The 17,780-nt window shown below is 65.6% G+C and carries 15 protein-coding genes; 12 read left to right on the plus strand and 3 right to left on the minus strand.

Going from position 1 to position 17,780, the window contains the following annotated elements:
- Both IP86_RS24450 and IP86_RS24455 read left to right on the plus strand, forming a co-directional pair.
- Complete coding sequence (locus IP86_RS24450) at positions 1–1,494, plus strand: glycosyltransferase family 39 protein (protein ID WP_054165052.1); 1,494 nt, start codon at positions 1–3, stop codon at positions 1,492–1,494.
- 150 nt (positions 1,495–1,644) lie between these two features.
- On the plus strand, positions 1,645–2,862 hold the full coding sequence (locus IP86_RS24455) for an NAD(P)/FAD-dependent oxidoreductase (protein WP_054165040.1): 1,218 nt from the start codon (positions 1,645–1,647) through the stop codon (positions 2,860–2,862).
- A 240-nt stretch (positions 2,863–3,102) separates the two neighbouring features.
- Here IP86_RS24455 and IP86_RS24460 read toward each other — a convergent pair whose 3' ends face one another.
- The gene (locus tag IP86_RS24460) at positions 3,103–3,996 is read right to left on the minus strand and encodes a sugar kinase (RefSeq protein WP_054165041.1); all 894 of its coding nucleotides are present in this window, start codon (positions 3,994–3,996) and stop codon (positions 3,103–3,105) included.
- 421 nt (positions 3,997–4,417) lie between these two features.
- Between IP86_RS24460 and IP86_RS24465 the strand changes: the two genes are divergently transcribed.
- Entirely contained in the window at positions 4,418–5,257 is an 840-nt protein-coding gene (locus IP86_RS24465; RefSeq protein WP_054165053.1) for a VOC family protein, read from the plus strand.
- Between the two features lie 9 nt (positions 5,258–5,266).
- Here the strand turns inward: IP86_RS24465 and IP86_RS24470 are convergent, their stop codons facing one another.
- Entirely contained in the window at positions 5,267–6,490 is a 1,224-nt protein-coding gene (locus IP86_RS24470) for a cytochrome P450 (RefSeq protein WP_054165042.1), read from the minus strand.
- Between the two features lie 211 nt (positions 6,491–6,701).
- On the opposite strand from IP86_RS24470, the gene IP86_RS24475 reads away from it, so the two are divergent.
- The 8 genes from IP86_RS24475 (at position 6,702) to IP86_RS24510 (ending at position 15,787) form a co-directional block, all read left to right on the plus strand.
- Positions 6,702–7,409, plus strand: a complete 708-nt coding sequence (locus IP86_RS24475) for a TetR/AcrR family transcriptional regulator (protein WP_054165054.1) — start codon at positions 6,702–6,704, stop codon at positions 7,407–7,409.
- The gene (locus IP86_RS24480) at positions 7,406–8,599 is read left to right on the plus strand and encodes an efflux RND transporter periplasmic adaptor subunit (RefSeq protein ID WP_054165055.1); all 1,194 of its coding nucleotides are present in this window, start codon (positions 7,406–7,408) and stop codon (positions 8,597–8,599) included. Before IP86_RS24475 ends, IP86_RS24480 begins: the two co-directional genes overlap by 4 nt.
- A gap of 139 nt (positions 8,600–8,738) precedes the next feature.
- Complete coding sequence (locus tag IP86_RS24485) at positions 8,739–11,843, plus strand: MexW/MexI family multidrug efflux RND transporter permease subunit (protein WP_054165043.1); 3,105 nt, start codon at positions 8,739–8,741, stop codon at positions 11,841–11,843.
- 387 nt (positions 11,844–12,230) lie between these two features.
- Positions 12,231–13,481 (plus strand): FAD-dependent oxidoreductase, encoded by a 1,251-nt coding sequence (locus IP86_RS24490; RefSeq protein ID WP_054165044.1) that lies wholly within the window; start codon positions 12,231–12,233, stop codon positions 13,479–13,481.
- Between the two features lie 170 nt (positions 13,482–13,651).
- The gene (locus IP86_RS24495) at positions 13,652–13,906 is read left to right on the plus strand and encodes a DUF6489 family protein (protein ID WP_054165045.1); all 255 of its coding nucleotides are present in this window, start codon (positions 13,652–13,654) and stop codon (positions 13,904–13,906) included.
- A gap of 19 nt (positions 13,907–13,925) precedes the next feature.
- Positions 13,926–14,714 (plus strand): esterase/lipase family protein, encoded by a 789-nt coding sequence (locus tag IP86_RS24500; RefSeq protein ID WP_054165046.1) that lies wholly within the window; start codon positions 13,926–13,928, stop codon positions 14,712–14,714.
- 43 nt (positions 14,715–14,757) lie between these two features.
- Positions 14,758–15,090 carry a poly(R)-hydroxyalkanoic acid synthase subunit PhaE gene (locus IP86_RS24505; protein WP_054165047.1) on the plus strand — a complete coding sequence of 111 codons (333 nt, stop codon included), beginning with the start codon at positions 14,758–14,760 and terminating at the stop codon, positions 15,088–15,090.
- A gap of 208 nt (positions 15,091–15,298) precedes the next feature.
- Positions 15,299–15,787: a phasin family protein gene (locus IP86_RS24510; protein ID WP_054165048.1), complete on the plus strand. Its 489-nt coding sequence runs from the start codon at positions 15,299–15,301 to the stop codon at positions 15,785–15,787.
- Between the two features lie 246 nt (positions 15,788–16,033).
- Here the strand turns inward: IP86_RS24510 and IP86_RS24515 are convergent, their stop codons facing one another.
- Entirely contained in the window at positions 16,034–16,711 is a 678-nt protein-coding gene (locus tag IP86_RS24515) for a TetR/AcrR family transcriptional regulator (RefSeq protein ID WP_054165049.1), read from the minus strand.
- Between the two features lie 160 nt (positions 16,712–16,871).
- Between IP86_RS24515 and paaA the strand changes: the two genes are divergently transcribed.
- Positions 16,872–17,780, plus strand: a 909-nt coding sequence (gene paaA / locus IP86_RS24520) for a 1,2-phenylacetyl-CoA epoxidase subunit PaaA (RefSeq protein WP_054165056.1), incomplete at its 3' end; no start/stop codon positions are given.

The raw sequence follows: 17,780 nt of genomic DNA on the forward strand, positions 1-17,780 counted from the left end.
ATGCCGACTGCACCGCGGGATGTCGTCCGCGTCACGGCGATCGTCGTCGCCGCTTTGGTGGCGCTGCGCCTCGTCGCCGCCGCGATCACGCCTTTGACGTTCGACGAGGCCTATTACTGGACGTGGTCGAAGCATCTCGCGCTGTCCTACTTCGATCATCCGCCGATGGTCGCGCTGGTGATTCGGCTCGGCACGCTGATCGCCGGCGATACCGAACTCGGCGTGCGGCTGATCTCCGTGCTGCTGGCACTGCCGATGAGCTGGGCGACCTGGCGATCGGCGGAGCTGCTGTTCGGCGGCCAGCGGCTGGCGGCGAACGCGACGCTGCTGCTCAACGCCACGATGATGGTGTCGATCGGCACCGTGATCGTGACGCCGGACGCGCCGCTGCTGGTCGCGGCCAGTTTCGTGCTCTACACGCTGGCGCAGGTGCTGTCGTCGGGCAACGGCGTGTGGTGGCTCGGCGTCGGCGTCGCGGTCGGCGCTGCGCTGCTGTCGAAATACACCGCTTTGTTCTTCGGCCCGGCGATTCTGATCTGGCTGTTGTGGGTGCCGAAGCTGCGTCGCTGGCTGCTGACGCCCTGGCCCTATCTCGGCGGACTGATCGCGTTCGCGATGTTTTCGCCGGTGGTGATCTGGAATGCCGATCACCAGTGGATTTCCTTCGTCAAGCAGTTCCGCCGTGCCCAGGTCGACGGCTTCAATCCGAGCTATCTGCTCGAGCTGGTGCCGACCCAGTTCGTCCTCACCACGCCGCTCGCCTACATCCTCGGCCTGATGGGGCTCTATGCGCTGGCGCGTGGCGCCGGGGCGTCCGGCGCGCGCGTGCTGGTCAGTTCGATCGTCTGGACCATCGCGCTGTATTTCGCCTGGCAGGCGACCCACGACCGGGTCGAGGGCAACTGGCTGGGCGCGCTGTATCCGGCCTTCGCGGTCGCCGGCGCGGTCGCGGCGGGGCTGGCGACCTGGGGACCGCGGGCACAGCGCGTCGTGCGCTTTTGCATGCGCTGGGCCGTGCCGGTCGGCGTGGTGATGTTCGTGCTGATCGTGGTGCAGGCCAACACCGGCGTGCTCACCGGTTATCGCCGCGACGCCAGCGTTCGCGCGGTCGGCGTCGGCTTCCGTGAAATCGCCGCCGAGATCGCCGCGGTGCGCGAGAAGACCGGCGCCACCTGCGTGATGGCCGACGATTACGGCAACACGGCCTGGCTCGCCTTCTATCTGCCCAAGGGCACCTGCGTGTTGCAGCGCAACGAGCGCTTCCGCTGGCTGCAGCAGCCGTCGCCCACGCCTGAGCAACTGGCCGGCAAGCTGCTGCTGGTGGGCGAAACCAACGCTGCCGCGCATCCCGGGCTGAAGGCGACCTTCGCCCGGATCGAGAAGGTCGGCGAGGTGGAACGCCGGCGCGGCCCGCTGTTGATCGATACGCTGGAATTGGACATCCTCGACGGCGCCAGGCGCGACGTGCTCGACCTCACGCCGCCAGTCTATTGAGCCGGCCAGATGCCGTTTCTTTAGTCTAAGCCTGCCTCCCGGAAAGCTGACCAGCCGCGCCGCTTTGTGCTAGAGGCTGCCGCAATCCAGATCGGGTTTCCAAGTCCATCGACGCGCGGCGCGCCGAGCCCAAACGATACGAGAGATGCGATGAACGACACGGTGTTGATTGTTGGAGCCGGGCACGCCGGATTTCAGGTCGCGGTTTCGCTGCGCCAAGCCAAGTACACCGGTCGCGTCGTGCTGATCAACGACGAGAAGCACCTGCCGTATCAGCGGCCGCCGCTGTCCAAGGCGTATCTCAAGAGCGGCGGTGATTCGGCCTCGCTGATGTTTCGTCCGGAGAAATTCTTCCAGGATCAGACCATCGAGCTGATTTCCGATCGCGCGGTTGCGATCGATCGCGAGGCGAAAACGCTGTTGCTCGGCTCGGGCGAGAAGATTGAGTACGGCCATCTGGTGCTCGCGACCGGTGCGCGCAACCGGCAGCTCGACGTGCCCAAGGCGACGCTCGAGGACGTACTGTATCTGCGCACGCTCGATGAGAGTGAGCAGGTGCGGCAGCGTATGCCGAACAAGAAGCAGGTGGTGGTGATCGGTGCCGGCTTCATTGGCCTCGAATTCGCCGCCACGGCGCGCGGCAAGGGCCTCGAAGTCGACGTCGTCGAGCTCGCGCCGCGGGTGATGGCGCGCGCGGTGACGCCGGAGATCTCCAGCTACTTCCACGACCGCCACACCGCTTCGGGCATCCGTATCCACTACGGCGTCCGCGCCACCGAGATCGAAGGCGAGGGCGGCCGTGTCAGCGGCGTCGCGCTCAGCGACGGCCGCACGCTGCCGGCCGATCTGGTCGTGGTCGGCGTCGGCGTCATCCCGAACGTCGAACTCGCGGCTGCGGCCGGCCTGCCGACCGCGTCCGGCATCATCGTCGACGAGAACCTCCTGACCGAAGATCCGAACATCTCGGCGATCGGCGATTGCTCGCTGTTCAACAGCGTGCGGTTCGGCGAGGTGATGCGGCTGGAGTCGGTCCAGAACGCCACCGACCAGGCACGCTGTGTCGCCGCGCGGCTCACCGGCGACACCAAGGCCTACGACGGTTATCCGTGGTTCTGGTCGGACCAGGCCGACGACAAGCTGCAGATCGCCGGCCTCACCGCCGGCTTCGATCAGGTCGTGGTTCGCGGCAGCGTCGCCGAGCGCTCCTTTTCGGCGTTCTGCTATAAGGACGGCCAACTGATCGGCATCGAATCCGTCAACCGCGCCGCCGACCACGTCTTCGGCCGCAAGATCCTGCCGCTCGGCAAATCGATTACGCCCGAGCAGGCGGCGGATGTCAGCTTCGATCTGAAGAAGGCGATGGCCTAGTAACGGGCTCTCCGTCAATGCGGGCGAAGCGAAGCAATCCAGAAGCGTCGTGCACGGGGCTGGATTGCTTCGTCGCTACGCTCCTCGCAATGACGGGGAGAGTTACTTCGTCATGGTCGGGCTTCTCCCAGCCATCCGCGCCTTTGGACGTCGATACGCAGTGAAGGCGTGGATGCCCGGGACGAGCTTGGACATGACGGTGCGGCTGATACTTTCCGCTAACAAATAGGCCTCGTTAGGCTACGCCAGCGCTGCGAATTCCCGCTGCACCGCTTCGATGTCCGGGACCGTCGGCAGGCCTGCCTCGTTGCCGAGCCGCTGGATCTTGAAGGTGGACGCAGCGCGGGCGAATTCGAAATGGTGCTGCCAGTCCTTGTCCGGGCTGTTGAGATACGAGAACACATAGGCGCCGTGAAAGACGTCACCGGCGCCGTTGGTATCGATCACGCGCTCGCGGGGGATCGAGAAGGCGGGGAGGGTGCGGACCGTGCCGTCTTCGTCGTACCACAGCAGGCCGCGCTCGCCCTGTGTCACGCCGCCGATCCGGCAGCCGCGCGATCTCAAATAATCGAGCATCTTGTCCGGCGTCAGGTCCATCTGCTCGCACAGCCGCTCAGCGACGATCGCGACGTCGATGAATTCCAGCAGCTCGTGGGTGTTGGTTCGTAGGCCGCCGCCGTCGAGCGAGGTCAGGATGCCGGCTTCGCGGCACAGCTTGGCGTAGTGGATGGCGGCATCGGGCTGGTGACCGTCGACATGCAGTGCACGGCAGTTGCCGAGATTGAGCACCGGAAACGGATGGATGTGCTCGTCGTCGCGGCAGCGGACGATGGCCCGCTTGCCGTCCTTCGGCATGATGAAGGACAGCGACGAGGTCGCCACCTTGCGCGGATGGACGGAGATTCCGTACTTCGCCGTCATGTCCTGAAACATCCGGCCGAGCCAGTCGTTGGCGACGGTGGCGATCAGGTCGGGCACGATGCCGAGCTTAGCGCAGCAGAACGCCGCGGTGACGGCGTTGCCGCCGAACGACACGGCGTAGTCGGATGCGACGTGTTTCTCGTCGCCGGTCGGCAAATGGTCGGTGATGAACGTGACGTCGATATAGGTCTGTCCGATAAAGAGTGCGTCCATGAGCGTCCTGTGCTGCGAAGCCTGACCCGGCTCGCAAACCATAGCATCTGCTTGTTGCAGCGCATCGGCTAAATTTCCGCTGCGGCGGAACGGAAGCTCGGGGATTCGGCGCCGAAAACCGATCCCGGCCGAGTTCCCGGCGGGCTGTTGCACGCCGGCGGGCTTGATCGACGAATCGCCCCTCTGCGGCGCGGAGGATTGCAGCGGCGGCGCCGCTGAACCGGGTATCGGACGAGGTGGCAACGCGCCGCGAATATCCGATTGTCGCGCCAAGGCCATGGAGCCGCGAGTCGCCTCCGGCGGTGATTGCAGTCGGCCGTCGGATCCGCCAGGCATGTTCGACCGACAGACAGGCGAGGGTGTTGCTATGAGCAGCGAACAGCGCGAACCCGACGATGCGCAATCCGCCGTTCGCGGGCGGGTGATTACCGGGATCGATCATCTGGTGGTGTTGGTCAGCGATCTGCCGGCGGCGGTCGCCGCTTATCAGATCCTGCTGGGCCGCGCGCCGGCGTGGCGCAGCGCCGACGACGGCTCGGAAAACGTGCTGTTCACCCTGGACAACATGTCGCTCGAACTGATGTCGCCGTCGGGCAGCGGGGGCAATGCCGATCGTCTGCGCACGGTCATCAAGCTGCAGGGCGAGGGGCTCGCCAGCCTGTGCTTCCGGGTTCTGGACATCGAGCGGCTGCAGCGCCGGCTCGAGCGTTTGGCGCTGCAGCCGGATCCGGTCGCGGAGGTCGAGCGGCGGGATGCGCAGACCGGCGCGGCGCTGAGCTGGAAGCGTACCCGCGCCGCCACGGCGCTGACCCGCGGCGTGCGGATGTTCTTCCTCGAGCTAGGGGCCGAACGGCCGAGATCGGAGCCGACCGGGCCGGCGCCGATCGTCGCGATGGACCACCTGGTGATCTCGACCACCGACCCTGAACGGGTCGCGGCGCTGTACGGTGCGCGTCTGGGGCTCGACATGGTGCTGGATCGCTCCCACCACGAATGGGGGCGGCTGATGTTCTTCCGCTGCGGGGATCTCAACCTCGAAGTCGTGCACCGGCCGGTGGCGGGCTCTGATGCCGAGCACGACAAGCTGTGGGGGATCGGCTGGCGGGTCGACGATCTCGATACCGCCCGCGCCCGTCTGGTCGAGGCCGGGCTGACCGTGACCGAGCCGCGGGCCGGTCGCAAGCCGGGCACACGGGTGGTCACCGTGCGCAGCGGCACCTGCCAGATTCCGACGCTGCTGGTGCAACTGCCGCGGGATTGATCCCGCCGGTCAGGCCGCGAGCCGGCACGGCACCCGCAGAAACCCGCGAAACCGCGCCCGGCCTCCGCGCGCCGGGGGACGGCTGATCCCGTAGCCCGGGAAACGTGCGAGGAAGCGGCGCAGCGCGATCGCGCCTTCGAGCCGAGCCAGCGCCATGCCGGCGCATTGATGCGGTCCGGTCGCGAAGGCGAGATGCCGGTTCGGGGTTCGTCCGACATCGAACCGCTCCGGATCTGGAAACTGCGCCGGATCGCGATTGGCGGCGCCGATGCACAGCGTCAGCGAGGTGTTGGCCGGCATCGCCACGCCGCCGATCGTGGTCTCGGCGGTGGTGATGCGGTTGCCGAGCTGGTTGGAGCTCTCGTAGCGCAGGATTTCCTCGACCGCGGTCCGGGTCAGCCCGGGATCGGCGATCAGCCGCTGTTTTTCGCGGGGGTGGGCGTCGAGCGCCACCAGCCCGTTGCCGATCAGGTTGGTGGTGGTCTCGTGGCCAGCGTTGAGCAGGAAGATGCAATTATGCAGCAGCTCCTTGGACGACAGCTGCTCGCCGCTACCATCACCCTCGATCAGCCGCGTCAGCACGTCGCGCTCAGGATCGCCGGGAGCGGCGCGGCGGTCGGCGATCAGCGTCTCGAGATAGGCGAGGAAGTCGCGCACCGCGTCGTTACCCCGCGCGAAAGCTTCGGGGCTGACCACCGGCTCCAGCGCCCCGAGGATCGCCAGCGACCAGTCGCGCAGCGGACCGCGCTCGCCATGTGGCACGCCGAGCAGATTGCCGATCACCTCGATCGGGATCGCGGCGGCGAAATCCTCGATCAGGTCGACGTCGTTCTTTGCCGCCATCGTGTCCAGCAGCCGGTCGACCAGCGCGATCAGATCGGGCTCCATGCCGGCGATCGCTCGCGGCGACAGCGCCCCCATAATCAACCGCCGGACCCGCGTGTGCGACGGCGGATCGTTGAACACCAGGCTGGTGGTGTGATGCTCGAACAGCAGCGAGGCGCCGTATTTCGGCGCGAATTCGCGCTGCTTGTCGGACGAGAACAGCGTAGTGTTCTTGTAGACCGCGACCAGATCGTCGTAGCGGGTGAGGAAATAGCCGCCATTGCGCAGCCGCTTGACCGGCTGGTGGGCGCGTAGCGCCCGATAGGTCGGGTAGGGATCGGCGTAGAACTCGGGAGTCAGTCGTTCGATCTCGAACGCCGTCGCCAGTTCGCTTGGGGTCGTTTCCATGGGCGTCTCGTTTTTCCCCCTTGTAGAGGGTTTAGCTCCCGAAGGGGATACCAGTTTGCCCCGATTGCGGCCGACTGCGCGGGCGGCCTTGACGCTGGAGGTTCGGAATGGCTGGCCAAATTGCCACGCTCAGGCCATTTCAGCGCTCACGATCCGGTGCATCACCAGCGAACCGATTGACAATCTGGTCGGTGAGTGCCTACTCACAAAAATGAACTCATTGCGAATGACGCGAGATTTGCGCCGGGAGCTGATCCTCGGCGCAGCCAAGCGATGTTTTGCCCGAAACGGCTTTGCCGGGACCACGACCAAGAGCGTCGCGGCTGCCGCATCGATCTCGGAAGGGTTGCTGTTCAAGCACTTTGCGAGCAAATCGGCGCTGTACGCCGAGATTCTCGCCCAGGAATGCGATGCCGACCCGGAGCTGGCCGATTTGCTCGGTCTGCCGGCGTCGACCGAGACGTTGGTTGTGCTGGTTCGAAATCTCGTCGCACATTTCCTGCATGTTTCGGATCAGCCGGACCAGGAGGATGCGCAGCGGCTGCGGCTGTTGATCACCAGCCAACTCGAGGATGGTGAATTCGCCCGGCTGCTGTTCGAAAAGGCTGAAAGCCTGATGGGGCCGCAGTTCGCCGCTTCGCTGGATCGCGCGGTGGCGGCGGGAGACGCTGCCCGGGTCGGGACCGATCCGATGAATTTGTTTTGGCTCGCCCACCAGACGGTGCTGATGGTGGCGCTGGCCCGCTTGCCCGAGCTCCCCAGCCTGACCTATGGAGGCGCTCCGGATTTCGAGCGCCAGACGTGTGAATACATTTTACGTGGTATTGGACTGAACGAAGCCGTAATTGCCACGCATCTGGATCGCGAGTTCTCGCCCGGTCCTGCGCGCGCAGAAAACGACAGAGAGTGCACAAGATGACGGTTGCCACAGACACCCCGCCCTCGGCGCGGTCGGCCCCTGAAAAGCCGCGCCCGCGCCCGGCGCGCACGATCCGCTGGTTCATCATCGTTGGCTTGCTTCTGGCGCTGCTGGTCGGCGGAATCGTCGGCTTCAACGCCTTCCGCAACCACATGATCGCGCAGTTCTTCGCCAACAACAAACCGCCGCCGATCACGGTGTCGGTCGCCGAGGCGAAGTCCGAAGTGGTGCCCAATCTGCTGACCGCGGTCGGCGATCTCGCCGCCGTGCATCAGGTCAACGTCACCTCCGACGTGTCGGGCCGCATCACCTCGATCATGTTCGAGGCTGGCTCGGAGGTCGACAAGGGCGCGCCGCTGGTTCAGCTCTACGACGCACCCGATCAGGGCGACCTCGCCAACTACAAGGCCCAGGCCAAGGTCGCCGAGCTGTCGCTCGATCGCGCCAAGCAGCTCGCCGCGCGGCAGTTCGGCCCGCAGGCGACGGTCGACCAGGCGCAGGCCGCGTTTGACCAGGCCAATGCCGGTATCGCCAAGACCGAGGCGATCATTTCGCAGAAGCTGGTGCGCGCGCCGTTCGACGGCGTGCTCGGTGTCCGCCATGTCGAGGTCGGTCAGTATTTGACCGCCGGGACACAGATCGTCACGCTGACCAACCTGGCACAGATCTACGCCAACTTCACCGTGACCGAGAAGGACTCCGGCACGCTGAAGGTCGGTCAGGCGGTGCGGATCAAGGTCGACGCCTACCCGAACCGCCAGTTCGACGGCAAGATCACCACCATCGAGCCGCAGATCTCGGCGGACACCCGCAACATCAGGGTGCAGGCCACGCTGGACAATCCGGGGCACGTGCTGAAGCCGGGCATGTTTGCCACCACCACGGTGGTGCTGCCGGACAAGCCGGCGGTGATCACCGTGCCGGAGACCGCTGTCGACTACACGCTGTACGGCGACTCCGTGTACCTGATCCACGAGGAGAAGGCGCAGGACGACAAGACCAACCTCACCGCGGTGCGCACCTTCGTCCGCACCGGCGAGCGGATCGGCGGCCGTGCGGTGATCCTCAGCGGCGTCAAGCCGGGCGATCGCGTCGTCGCCGTCGGCCAGCTGAAGCTGCAGTCGGGTGCCGCGGTGGCGATCTCGAAGGATCCGCTGCCGCCCACCCCCGCGACGCCGCCGCGCTACTGAGCCAAGGGCAGGCGGCGCCTCAAGCGCGCTGCCGCCCGCATGAACAGGTCCGGCCGGCGATCGGCGCCGTCCGGGATCCACTGATCAACCGCACTGTCGCAGCGCGTCGCGCGCGAGGAGTGCGCCACGGAGCGTCCGGATGGTCATCACCGATATCTTCATCAAGCGGCCGGTGCTGTCGCTCGTGGTCAGCATGCTGATCCTGCTGATCGGCTTCCGCGCGGCGATGACGCTGCCGATCCGGCAGTATCCGAAGCTCTCCAACACCGTGGTGACCATCACCACCACCTATCCGGGTGCGTCGCCGGACCTGATGCAGGGCTTCATCACCACGCCGCTCGAGCAGGCGGTGGCCTCGGCCGAAGGCGTCGACTACATCACCTCGGCCTCGACCCAGGGCCAGAGCCTGATCACGGTCTACGTCAAACTGAACTTCGATCCCAATCAGGCTCTCACCGAGGTGCTCGCCAAGGTCAATTCGGTCAAGTACCTGATCCCGAAGGAAGCCAACGATCCGGTGATCGTCAAATCCACCGGCCAGACCACGGCCGTGATGTATATCGGCTTCGCCAGTAACGAGTTGTCCGGGTCGGCGATCTCCGACTATCTGACGCGCGTGGTGCAGCCGGTGCTGTCGACGGTCGATGGCGTGGCGTCGGCCGACATTCTTGGCGGCCAGACCTTCGCGATGCGGATCTGGCTCGATCCGGTGCGGATGGCCGGCCGCGGGGTGGCGGCGTCCGACATCTCGGCCGCCATCGCGGCTAACAACTTCCAGGCGGCCGCGGGTCAGACCAAGGGCTATCTGACGGTTTCCAACATCACCACCAACACCGACCTGCAGAACGTCGATCAGTTCAAACGGATGATCGTCAAGGCGCAGGGCGGCGGCTTCGTGCGCATGGAGGACGTCGCCACGGTCGAACTCGCCGCGCAGAGCACCGATAGCAGCGTGGCGTTCTCCGGCGAGCGCGCGATCTTCATCGGCGTTCAGGCGACGCCGCAGGGCAACCCGCTCAACATCGTCACCGGCGTCCGCGCACTGTTCCCCGAGATCGAGCGCAACCTGCCGCCGTCGATGACCATGAAGGTCGCCTACGACTCGACCAAGTTCATCCGCTCGTCGATCGACGAGGTGGAGAAGACGCTGATCGAGGCGGTGGGCATCGTCATCGTGGTGATCTTCCTGTTCCTCGCCTCGCTGCGCTCCGTGATCATTCCGGTGGTGACGATCCCGCTGTCGCTGATCGGCGTCTGCACCGCGATGCTGGCGCTCGGCTTCTCGATCAATCTGTTGACGCTGCTGGCGATGGTGCTGGCGATCGGTCTCGTGGTCGACGACGCCATCGTGGTGGTGGAGAACATCCATCGACATCTGGAGGAGGGCAAGAGTCCGGTCCAGGCCTCGCTGATCGGCGCCCGCGAGATCGTCGGGCCGGTGATCTCGATGACCATCACGCTGGCGGCGGTGTACGCTCCGATCGGCTTCCTCGGCGGTCTCACCGGTGCACTGTTCCGCGAATTTGCCTTCACGCTCGCCGGCTCGGTGATCGTCTCCGGCGTCATCGCGCTGACGCTGTCGCCGATGATGTGCTCGGTGCTGCTCAAGCATCAGGAGAGCCAGGGCTGGTTCGCCCGCAAGGTCGACTCGGTGTTCGGCGCAGTCACTCGTTGGTACGGCCGTCAGCTCGACCGGTCGCTCGACTATCGGCCGATCACCGCGCTGTTCGCCGTGGTCATCCTCGGGCTCGTCGGTTTCATGTACATGAACACCTCGAAGGAGCTGGCGCCCGAAGAGGACCAGGGCATCGTGTTCGCGGTGACCAAGGGCCCGAAATACGCCAACATCGACTACGCCAATTTCTACGGCGAAAAGCTCGACGCGGCCTATGCCAAGTTCCCCGAAACGGACCTTCGCTTCATCCTCAACGGCACCAGCGGGCCGAACAACGGCATCGCCGGCATGCTGCTGAAGCCGTGGGACGAGCGCAAGCGGACCGCGATGCAGCTCAAGCCGCTGGTGCAGGCCGAGCTCAGCAAGATCGAGGGCGTCAACGCCTTCGCCTTCAACCTGCCGCCGCTGCCGGGCGGGCCGGGCGGCCTGCCGATCCAGATGGTGATCAACTCCACCGCCGGTTTCCGCGCGGTCTATGAGGAGATGGTCAAGCTCAAGGATGCGGCGCGCAAGAGCGGCCTGTTCATCGTCAGCGACAGCGACCTCGACTTCAACCAGCCGGTGGTCCGCGTGACGATCGATCGCACCAAGGCGAGCGACCTCGGCGTCAACATGCAGCGCCTCGGCTCGACGCTGGCGACTCTGCTCGGCGGCAACTACGTCAACCGCTTCAACCTGGAAGGCCGGTCGTATCAGGTGATTCCGCAGGTGCCGCGCATCGACCGGCTGACGCCGCAGTCGCTCGACGGCTACTATGTGGCGAGCGCGTCCGGCCAGCAGATCCCTCTGTCGACCCTGGTGTCGATCGAGACCGCCACCGATCCGAACGCGCTGTCGCACTACAACCAGCTCAACTCCGCTACCTTCCAGGCGGTGCCGATGCCGGGCGTCACCGTCGGTCAGGCCGTGGACTTCCTCGAGAAGCAGGCGAAGAACCTGCCGACCGGGTTCGGCCACGACTATCTGGCCGACGCGCGGCAATACGTGCAGGAGGGCAATCAGCTCGCCATCACCTTCGGCTTCGCGCTGATCATCATCTTCCTGGTGCTGGCCGCGCAGTTCGAGAGCTTGCGCGATCCGCTGGTGATCATGATCACGGTGCCGATGGCGATCTGCGGCGCGCTGATCCCGCTGTTCTTCGGCGTGGCGACGATCAACATCTACACCCAGGTCGGTCTGCTGACGCTGGTCGGGCTGATCTCTAAGCACGGCATCCTGATGGTCGAGTTCGCCCGCGAACTGCAGATCAAGGAGGCGCTCGACAAGCGCACCGCGATCGAGCAGGCGGCGCGGGTCCGGCTGCGGCCGATCCTGATGACCACGGCCGCGATGGTCACCGGCCTGCTGCCGCTGCTCACCGCGTCGGGCGCCGGCGCCGCCAGCCGGTTCTCGATCGGCCTCGTGGTCGTCTCCGGCATGATGATCGGCACACTGTTCACCCTGTTCGTGCTGCCCGCGGTCTATGTGGCGATCGGCACCGACCATCGTGCCGCGATGGAGTCCGATCGCGCCAAGCAGATCGAAGACTACGAAATGGAGCACGCCTCACCATCGCTCAAGCCCACCTGAGACGAGCCCAAGAAGGGTTAGAGCGGCGGTCTCGTCCGTCTTGGCGAGCGAAGCAATCCAAAGACTCCTTGCACGGAGCTTGATTGTTTCGTGTCGGAGCCTGTACTCGGACGGCGCGATGCGCCGATCCGGGTATCTCTTCGCAATGACGCCGTCGCGTCATGCGATCGATTGTCACGTCTTATCGGCTTGCGGTAGTTCGGCTTATGCTGGCCGAACAAGCTTTCGTCTGACGTAACGCGATTGCGGCAAGCCCGGGCCGCTTGCAACCTTGTGGCTGCATGTCCCGCATCGAACCGGGGTCGATGGTCGCACGTATGCGAATTTGCCGCCTCGGGGAATCTCGGCTGTTTGCGGAATCGCACCGGTCTGCTTAGCTGATGCAGCATGAAACACGAGACTGATGTTCTGGTGCTTGGGGCCGGCATGGTCGGCGTCAGCGCGGCGTTGCATCTGCAGCAGCGTGGCCGCGACGTGGTGCTGGTCGATCGCAACGCCGCGGCCGGCGACGAGACCAGCTACGGCAATGCAGGGCTGATCGAGGTCGCCTCGGTGCAGCCCTATCTGTTTCCGCGCGATCTCGGCCATCTGCTGCGCTACGCACTCAACCGCTCGGCCGACGTGCACTACCATCTGTCCGGTCTGCCCGAATTCCTTCCGTGGCTGGTGCGCTATTTTATGGCGTCTTCGCCGGAGTCGGCCGCGCGCATCGCCAAGGCGGCGTTGCCGCTGATACGGCAAAGCCTCGCCGAGCACGAGGCGCTCATCGCCGAGGCGGGCGTGCCTGAGTTGCTGCGCAAGACCGGCTGGATCAAGCTGTTCCGCACCGAGCAGTCGTTCGGCAAGAGCGTCGCCGAACTCGACGGCGTCAAGCGCTTCGGCGTCACCGCCGACGTGCTGGACGATGCGGCGATCGCCGCCCGCGAGCCGAACCTGATGGGACGTTTTGCCGGCGCGATCCATTGGCTCGAGCCCGGCTTCATTCCCGATCCCGGTGCGCTGGTGAAAGCCTATGCGGCGCTGTTCGCCCGCAAGGGCGGACGCTTTCTGCGCGGCGATGCCCATACGCTGCATCAGCAGGCCGGCGGCTGGCGCATCACCACCGACGACGGCGTCGTTTCGGCGCGCGAGGTCGTGGTGACGCTCGGGCCGTGGTCCGATCTGGTGTTCAAGCCGCTCGGCTATCGCATCCCGCTGGGCGTCAAGCGCGGTTATCACCAGCATTTCGCGCCGCGCGGCAACGCGGTGCTGCAGCATCCGGTGCTCGACGCCGATCGCGGCTACTTGCTGGCGCCGATGAATCGCGGCATCCGCCTGACCACCGGCGCGGAGTTCGCGCGCCGCGACGCGCCGCCGACACCGGTACAAGTGACGCGCGCGCGTGCGCTGGCGCGCGATCTGTTTCCGCTCGGCGACGCCATCGAACAGCAGCCGTGGATGGGCGCGCGGCCGTGCCTGCCCGACATGCTGCCGGTGATCGGCAAGGCGCCGCGCCACGAGGGGCTGTGGTTCGACTTCGGCCATCAGCATCACGGCCTGACGCTCGGCCCGGTGACGGGGCGGCTGCTCGCCGACATGATGACGGGCGCGGAGCCGTTCGCAGATCCCAAGCCGTTTGCGCTCGAACGTTTCGGTTGAGGCTCGCGGGCCACGCCTCGGATTGCTTGCATCGCCCCGGGAGTCGCGGCGATACTGCGCGCGTTCAGGATGCTCCGCGGGGCGTCGCTGGGACGTCCTTCGGGCGTATCGTCGCAGCGGACAACAATTCGCAGCGCTGACACGCCCTCCTGCCAAAGTCTGGAGCGGCCATGAAAGTCAACGTCGAGATCGATTGCACCCCTGATGAAGCGCGGGCCTTTTTCGGCCTGCCAAACGTGCAGCCGATGCAGAACGCGGTGATGGACAAGCTGCAGCAGCAGATGATGTCGAACATCGAGAAGGTCTCGCCGGAAGCGCTGATGCAGAGCTGGTTCACCTTCGATCCGAAGATCGCCGAGCGTTTTCAGGACATGTTCGTGACCATGGCGGGCCTCGGCAGCACGCTGCCGAAGGACAAGAAGTAAGGAGCCGCAAGGAGGCTGCATGTCGGCTGACGACCGTGCGAACGCTCACGATCGCTTACGTCCGCCGAACCTCGCGCTGCTGCTGGCCGAGGCGCGCAGCGTCGTCGAGTTCAATGCCAGCGTGTTGCTGTCGCCGCTGCTGATGCAGGCGGCGAAGGGCGACGGCCATCCGGTGCTGGTGCTGCCGGGCCTGCTGGCGAGCGATCTGTCGACGGCCCCGCTGCGGCGCTACCTACGCTATCTCGGCTATCAGGCGTTCGCCTGGGAGCTCGGCCGCAATCTCGGCGGCGTCTATCGGATGCGCGACCGGGTGCGCCGGCGGCTTGCCGCCGTGCATGCCGCGACCGGCCGCAAGGTCAGTCTGGTCGGCTGGAGCCTCGGTGGCATCTATGCGCGCGACCTCGCGTTGTATGCACCCGAGACGATCCGCGGCATCGTGACACTCGGCAGCCCGTTCTCCGGCGACATCACCGCCACCCGTGCGCGGCGAGTGTACGAGAAGCTGTCGGGCGAGGAACTCGGTGGCGCCCGGCCGGAGGATCTGCAGGCGCTGGCCGGCGACATGCCGGTGCCGACCAGTTCGATCTATTCGCGCACCGACGGCATCGTGAACTGGCGAACTTCTAGGTTGCGACCGTCGCCGACCGCCGAGAATATCGAAGTCGTTCTGGCGAGCCATATCGGCCTGACCGTGAACGCCGCGGTGCTGTGGGCGATCGCCGACCGGCTGGCGCAGCCCGAAGGCCGCTTCCGTCCGTTCGAGCGCCGCGGTCCGTTCGCGCTGGCCTATACGCCCGCCGGGCGCTAAGCGAGCGTCCACGGCATGCCGATATAGATGGCAGGAGGACACAATGGCCGACAAGGACAACGACCCGGCTGCGGCGTGGCAAGCCATGCTCGGCGAGATGAGCAAGGGTTTCACCACACTGGCCAATCAGGCGATGGCCTCGCCCGAGATCGCCAAGGCGGTCGGGCAGGTGAGCGGCGCCACGGCGGAGGCGCAGAAGCAGTTCGGCGCAATGGTGGAGCACTATCTGGCCGGCCTCAACCTTCCGACTCGCGCCCAGATGGACGATTTCGAGGCCCGCCTGGCGGCGATCGAGGCCAAGCTCGACCGGCTGGTGGCCGCGGTCGGAGACGGCGCGGCCGGAGCGCCCGGCGGCAAGCCGTCCAGGACGAAGTGAGTCTCGACGGCGCGCTAATCCTCATCCCTTGGGATGCCGATGCCTCAGCCAAAAGTCTGATGATGTAAATCAAAGGCTTAGGCCGATCGTCATTGTTGCGTCGCAGCAATTATATTGCAATGCAACATGTTCGATGTCATATTGGGATTGCCCCGGGCCGATCCCGGACGGGGCAGGACCATAGCTCACAAGAGGATGGACACACCCGATGACTGATACCCATACCGAGAGCCACGAGGCCGCGTTCGATCAGGTCAAGCAGGCCTTCGCGCCGGTGACCGACGCATTCAAGAATTTCCAGAATCTGGAAGTTCCGGAAGCGACCCGCGACTTCGTCAAGCGCGCCGCCGGCACCGCCAAGGAAAAGGCTGCCGACCTGCACGCCGGCTCCGAGAAGCTCACCGCGACGATCGAAGAAGCGGTCGCCAATTCGGTCAACGAAGCCGGGCGGATCACCCGTAGCATTCAGCAGGCGATCCACCACGACACCCAGGCGTTCTTCACCGGCATCGACAAGCTCGCGTCGGCGAAGTCGATCAACGAAGCGGTGCAGATCCAGTCGGATCTGATTCGCTCGCACGGCGAAGTGCTGGTAGCTCGCGCCAAGTCGGCCAGCGAGTATTTCGGCAAGTTCGCCGCCGACGCCGCCAAGTCGGCGCAGGACAACCTGTCCAAGACCTTCAGCAAGTCGGCGTGAGCCGACGCTGACTGAAGGTCCCCGACGTTCTCAGGCCCGCTCACGCGGGCCTATTTTTTGGGCTGCTACCAGAGCCTGAGCCGACGCGATCGACGCGTCTTGCCGCGGGCTCAGGCTTGTTCGCTCGGCGCAAACCTCTCCGCGAGTCATTCCGGGCTCGCTGACTTCGTCAGCGCCCCGGAATGACGAACGCGTAGTTTGTACTTGCGGAGGTTGGACGGTTTGCCGCCGCGCTGCCGATGGACCTCACGCCCGCCGCGCCAGGGCGATGCGCGCTTCGCTCTTCTTCCGAGCCGCCTTTGCCGGCTTCTCGGCCGCGCCATCCACTGCCGCGATCGCCTGCTCCGCGCCGGCGATCATCAGCATCGTTGCCATCTGCGCATAGGCTTCGCGCGACAAGCCCTTGCCTTCGCGGAACCACAGATAGTGCCAGTTCAGCATGCCGAACAGCGACATCGTCAGCGGCTTGAGCAGTTGCGGCTTGGCGGCGGCCGCCGGGATCGCCGCGGCGATCGCGTCGGACATCAGCACCACCAGCCGGCGCTCCAGTGCCTTGAGTTCGTCCTGCTGCTCCGCCGGCAGCAGTTTCAGGCTGGAGATCTGCACCTGATGCTCGGCATCGGCGCCGCGATAGGCTTCGAGCAGCGCCGCCGAGATCGCGAACAATCGCTCGGCGGGTTCGGCGTGCTGCGCTGCTTCTTCAACGACGCTGACGAGATGCTGCAGGTGATCGGCCAGCAAATCGAACAGCACCGCGTCCTTGGAACGGTAGTAGTGATACATCAGCGCCTTGGAGACGCCGCAGGCGTCGGCGATCATGGTGATCGAGGTGCCGGTGTAGCCGTGCTCGGCGAACAGTTTCGCGGAACGCGCCAGGATGCCGAGGCGTTTCTGATCGTAATCGGTCGCTCGCGTGCGAGCCATGGCGGACAAATTCCTTGAGGCAAACCTGTGGCAGCGCGGCGTGCTGGTCCGTGCTGCCAATGATGCGGTTCCGACACTTGCATTGACCGTCCAATTGGTCAATTATATTTCCAACAAGGCCGGGCTGCAGGCTCGGGCAGAGGAAACGTCGAGGTCAGCCATGTACACGCAGGCGCTCAACATCACCGAGACCGAGGACCGCAACCTCGAGGACACCGGCCGCGCCGCGCGGTTCCAGCAGCGCATCGACGCCGAGCAGCGCATCGAATCCAACGACTGGATGCCGGCCGCGTATCGCAAGACGCTGACCCGGCAGATCTCGCAGCATGCTCATTCCGAAATCGTCGGCATGCTGCCGGAAGGCAACTGGATCACCCGCGCCCCGACGCTGCGCCGCAAGGCGGCGCTGCTCGCCAAGGTGCAGGACGAATGCGGTCACGGCCTCTATCTCTACGCCGCCGCCGAGACGCTCGGCTCGTCGCGCGAAGAGCTGGTCGATCAGATGCTGAGCGGCAAGGCGAAGTACTCGTCGATCTTCAACTACCCGACGCTGACCTGGGCGGATATCGGCGCCATCGGCTGGCTGGTCGACGGCGCCGCGATCATGAACCAGATCCCGCTGTGTCGCTGCTCCTACGGCCCCTATGCGCGCGCGATGATCCGCGTCTGCAAGGAGGAATCGTTCCACCAGCGCCAGGGCTACGAGATCATGCTGACGCTCGCCAAGGGCTCGGCTGAGCAGAAGGCGATGGCGCAGGATGCGCTGAACCGCTGGTGGTGGCCGTGCCTGATGATGTTCGGCCCGCCGGACCAGGCGAGCCAGCACAGCGACACCTCGACCAAGTGGAAGATCAAGCGCTTCTCCAACGACGAGCTGCGCCAGAAGTTCGTCGATGCCACGGTGCCGCAGGCGTACTACCTCGGCCTGACGCTGCCTGATGCGGACCTCAGCTACAACGAGGCGACCGGTCACTGGGAGTATGGGGAGATCGACTGGGACGAATTCAAGCAGGTGCTCGCCGGCAACGGCCCCTGCAACCGCGACCGGCTCGCCGCCCGCCGCAAGGCG

It is taken from the genome of Rhodopseudomonas sp. AAP120, assembly GCF_001295845.1.
GTDB lineage: Bacteria > Pseudomonadota > Alphaproteobacteria > Rhizobiales > Xanthobacteraceae > Rhodopseudomonas.

Bases quoted from the DNA above. Each gene is read 5' to 3' on its own strand.
- IP86_RS24490 (WP_054165044.1), top strand. From the start codon at position 12,231: ATGAAACACGAGACTGATGTTCTGGTGCTTGGGGCCGGCATGGTCGGC.
- IP86_RS24505 (WP_054165047.1), top strand. From the start codon at position 14,758: ATGGCCGACAAGGACAACGACCCGGCTGCGGCGTGGCAAGCCATGCTC.
- IP86_RS24510 (WP_054165048.1), top strand. From the start codon at position 15,299: ATGACTGATACCCATACCGAGAGCCACGAGGCCGCGTTCGATCAGGTC.
- IP86_RS24450 (WP_054165052.1), top strand. From the start codon at position 1: ATGCCGACTGCACCGCGGGATGTCGTCCGCGTCACGGCGATCGTCGTC.
- IP86_RS24495 (WP_054165045.1), top strand. From the start codon at position 13,652: ATGAAAGTCAACGTCGAGATCGATTGCACCCCTGATGAAGCGCGGGCC.
- IP86_RS24500 (WP_054165046.1), top strand. From the start codon at position 13,926: ATGTCGGCTGACGACCGTGCGAACGCTCACGATCGCTTACGTCCGCCG.
- IP86_RS24485 (WP_054165043.1), top strand. From the start codon at position 8,739: ATGGTCATCACCGATATCTTCATCAAGCGGCCGGTGCTGTCGCTCGTG.
- IP86_RS24470 (WP_054165042.1), bottom strand. From the start codon at position 6,490: ATGGAAACGACCCCAAGCGAACTGGCGACGGCGTTCGAGATCGAACGA.
- IP86_RS24475 (WP_054165054.1), top strand. From the start codon at position 6,702: ATGAACTCATTGCGAATGACGCGAGATTTGCGCCGGGAGCTGATCCTC.
- IP86_RS24480 (WP_054165055.1), top strand. From the start codon at position 7,406: ATGACGGTTGCCACAGACACCCCGCCCTCGGCGCGGTCGGCCCCTGAA.
- IP86_RS24515 (WP_054165049.1), bottom strand. From the start codon at position 16,711: ATGGCTCGCACGCGAGCGACCGATTACGATCAGAAACGCCTCGGCATC.
- IP86_RS24455 (WP_054165040.1), top strand. From the start codon at position 1,645: ATGAACGACACGGTGTTGATTGTTGGAGCCGGGCACGCCGGATTTCAG.
- IP86_RS24460 (WP_054165041.1), bottom strand. From the start codon at position 3,996: ATGGACGCACTCTTTATCGGACAGACCTATATCGACGTCACGTTCATC.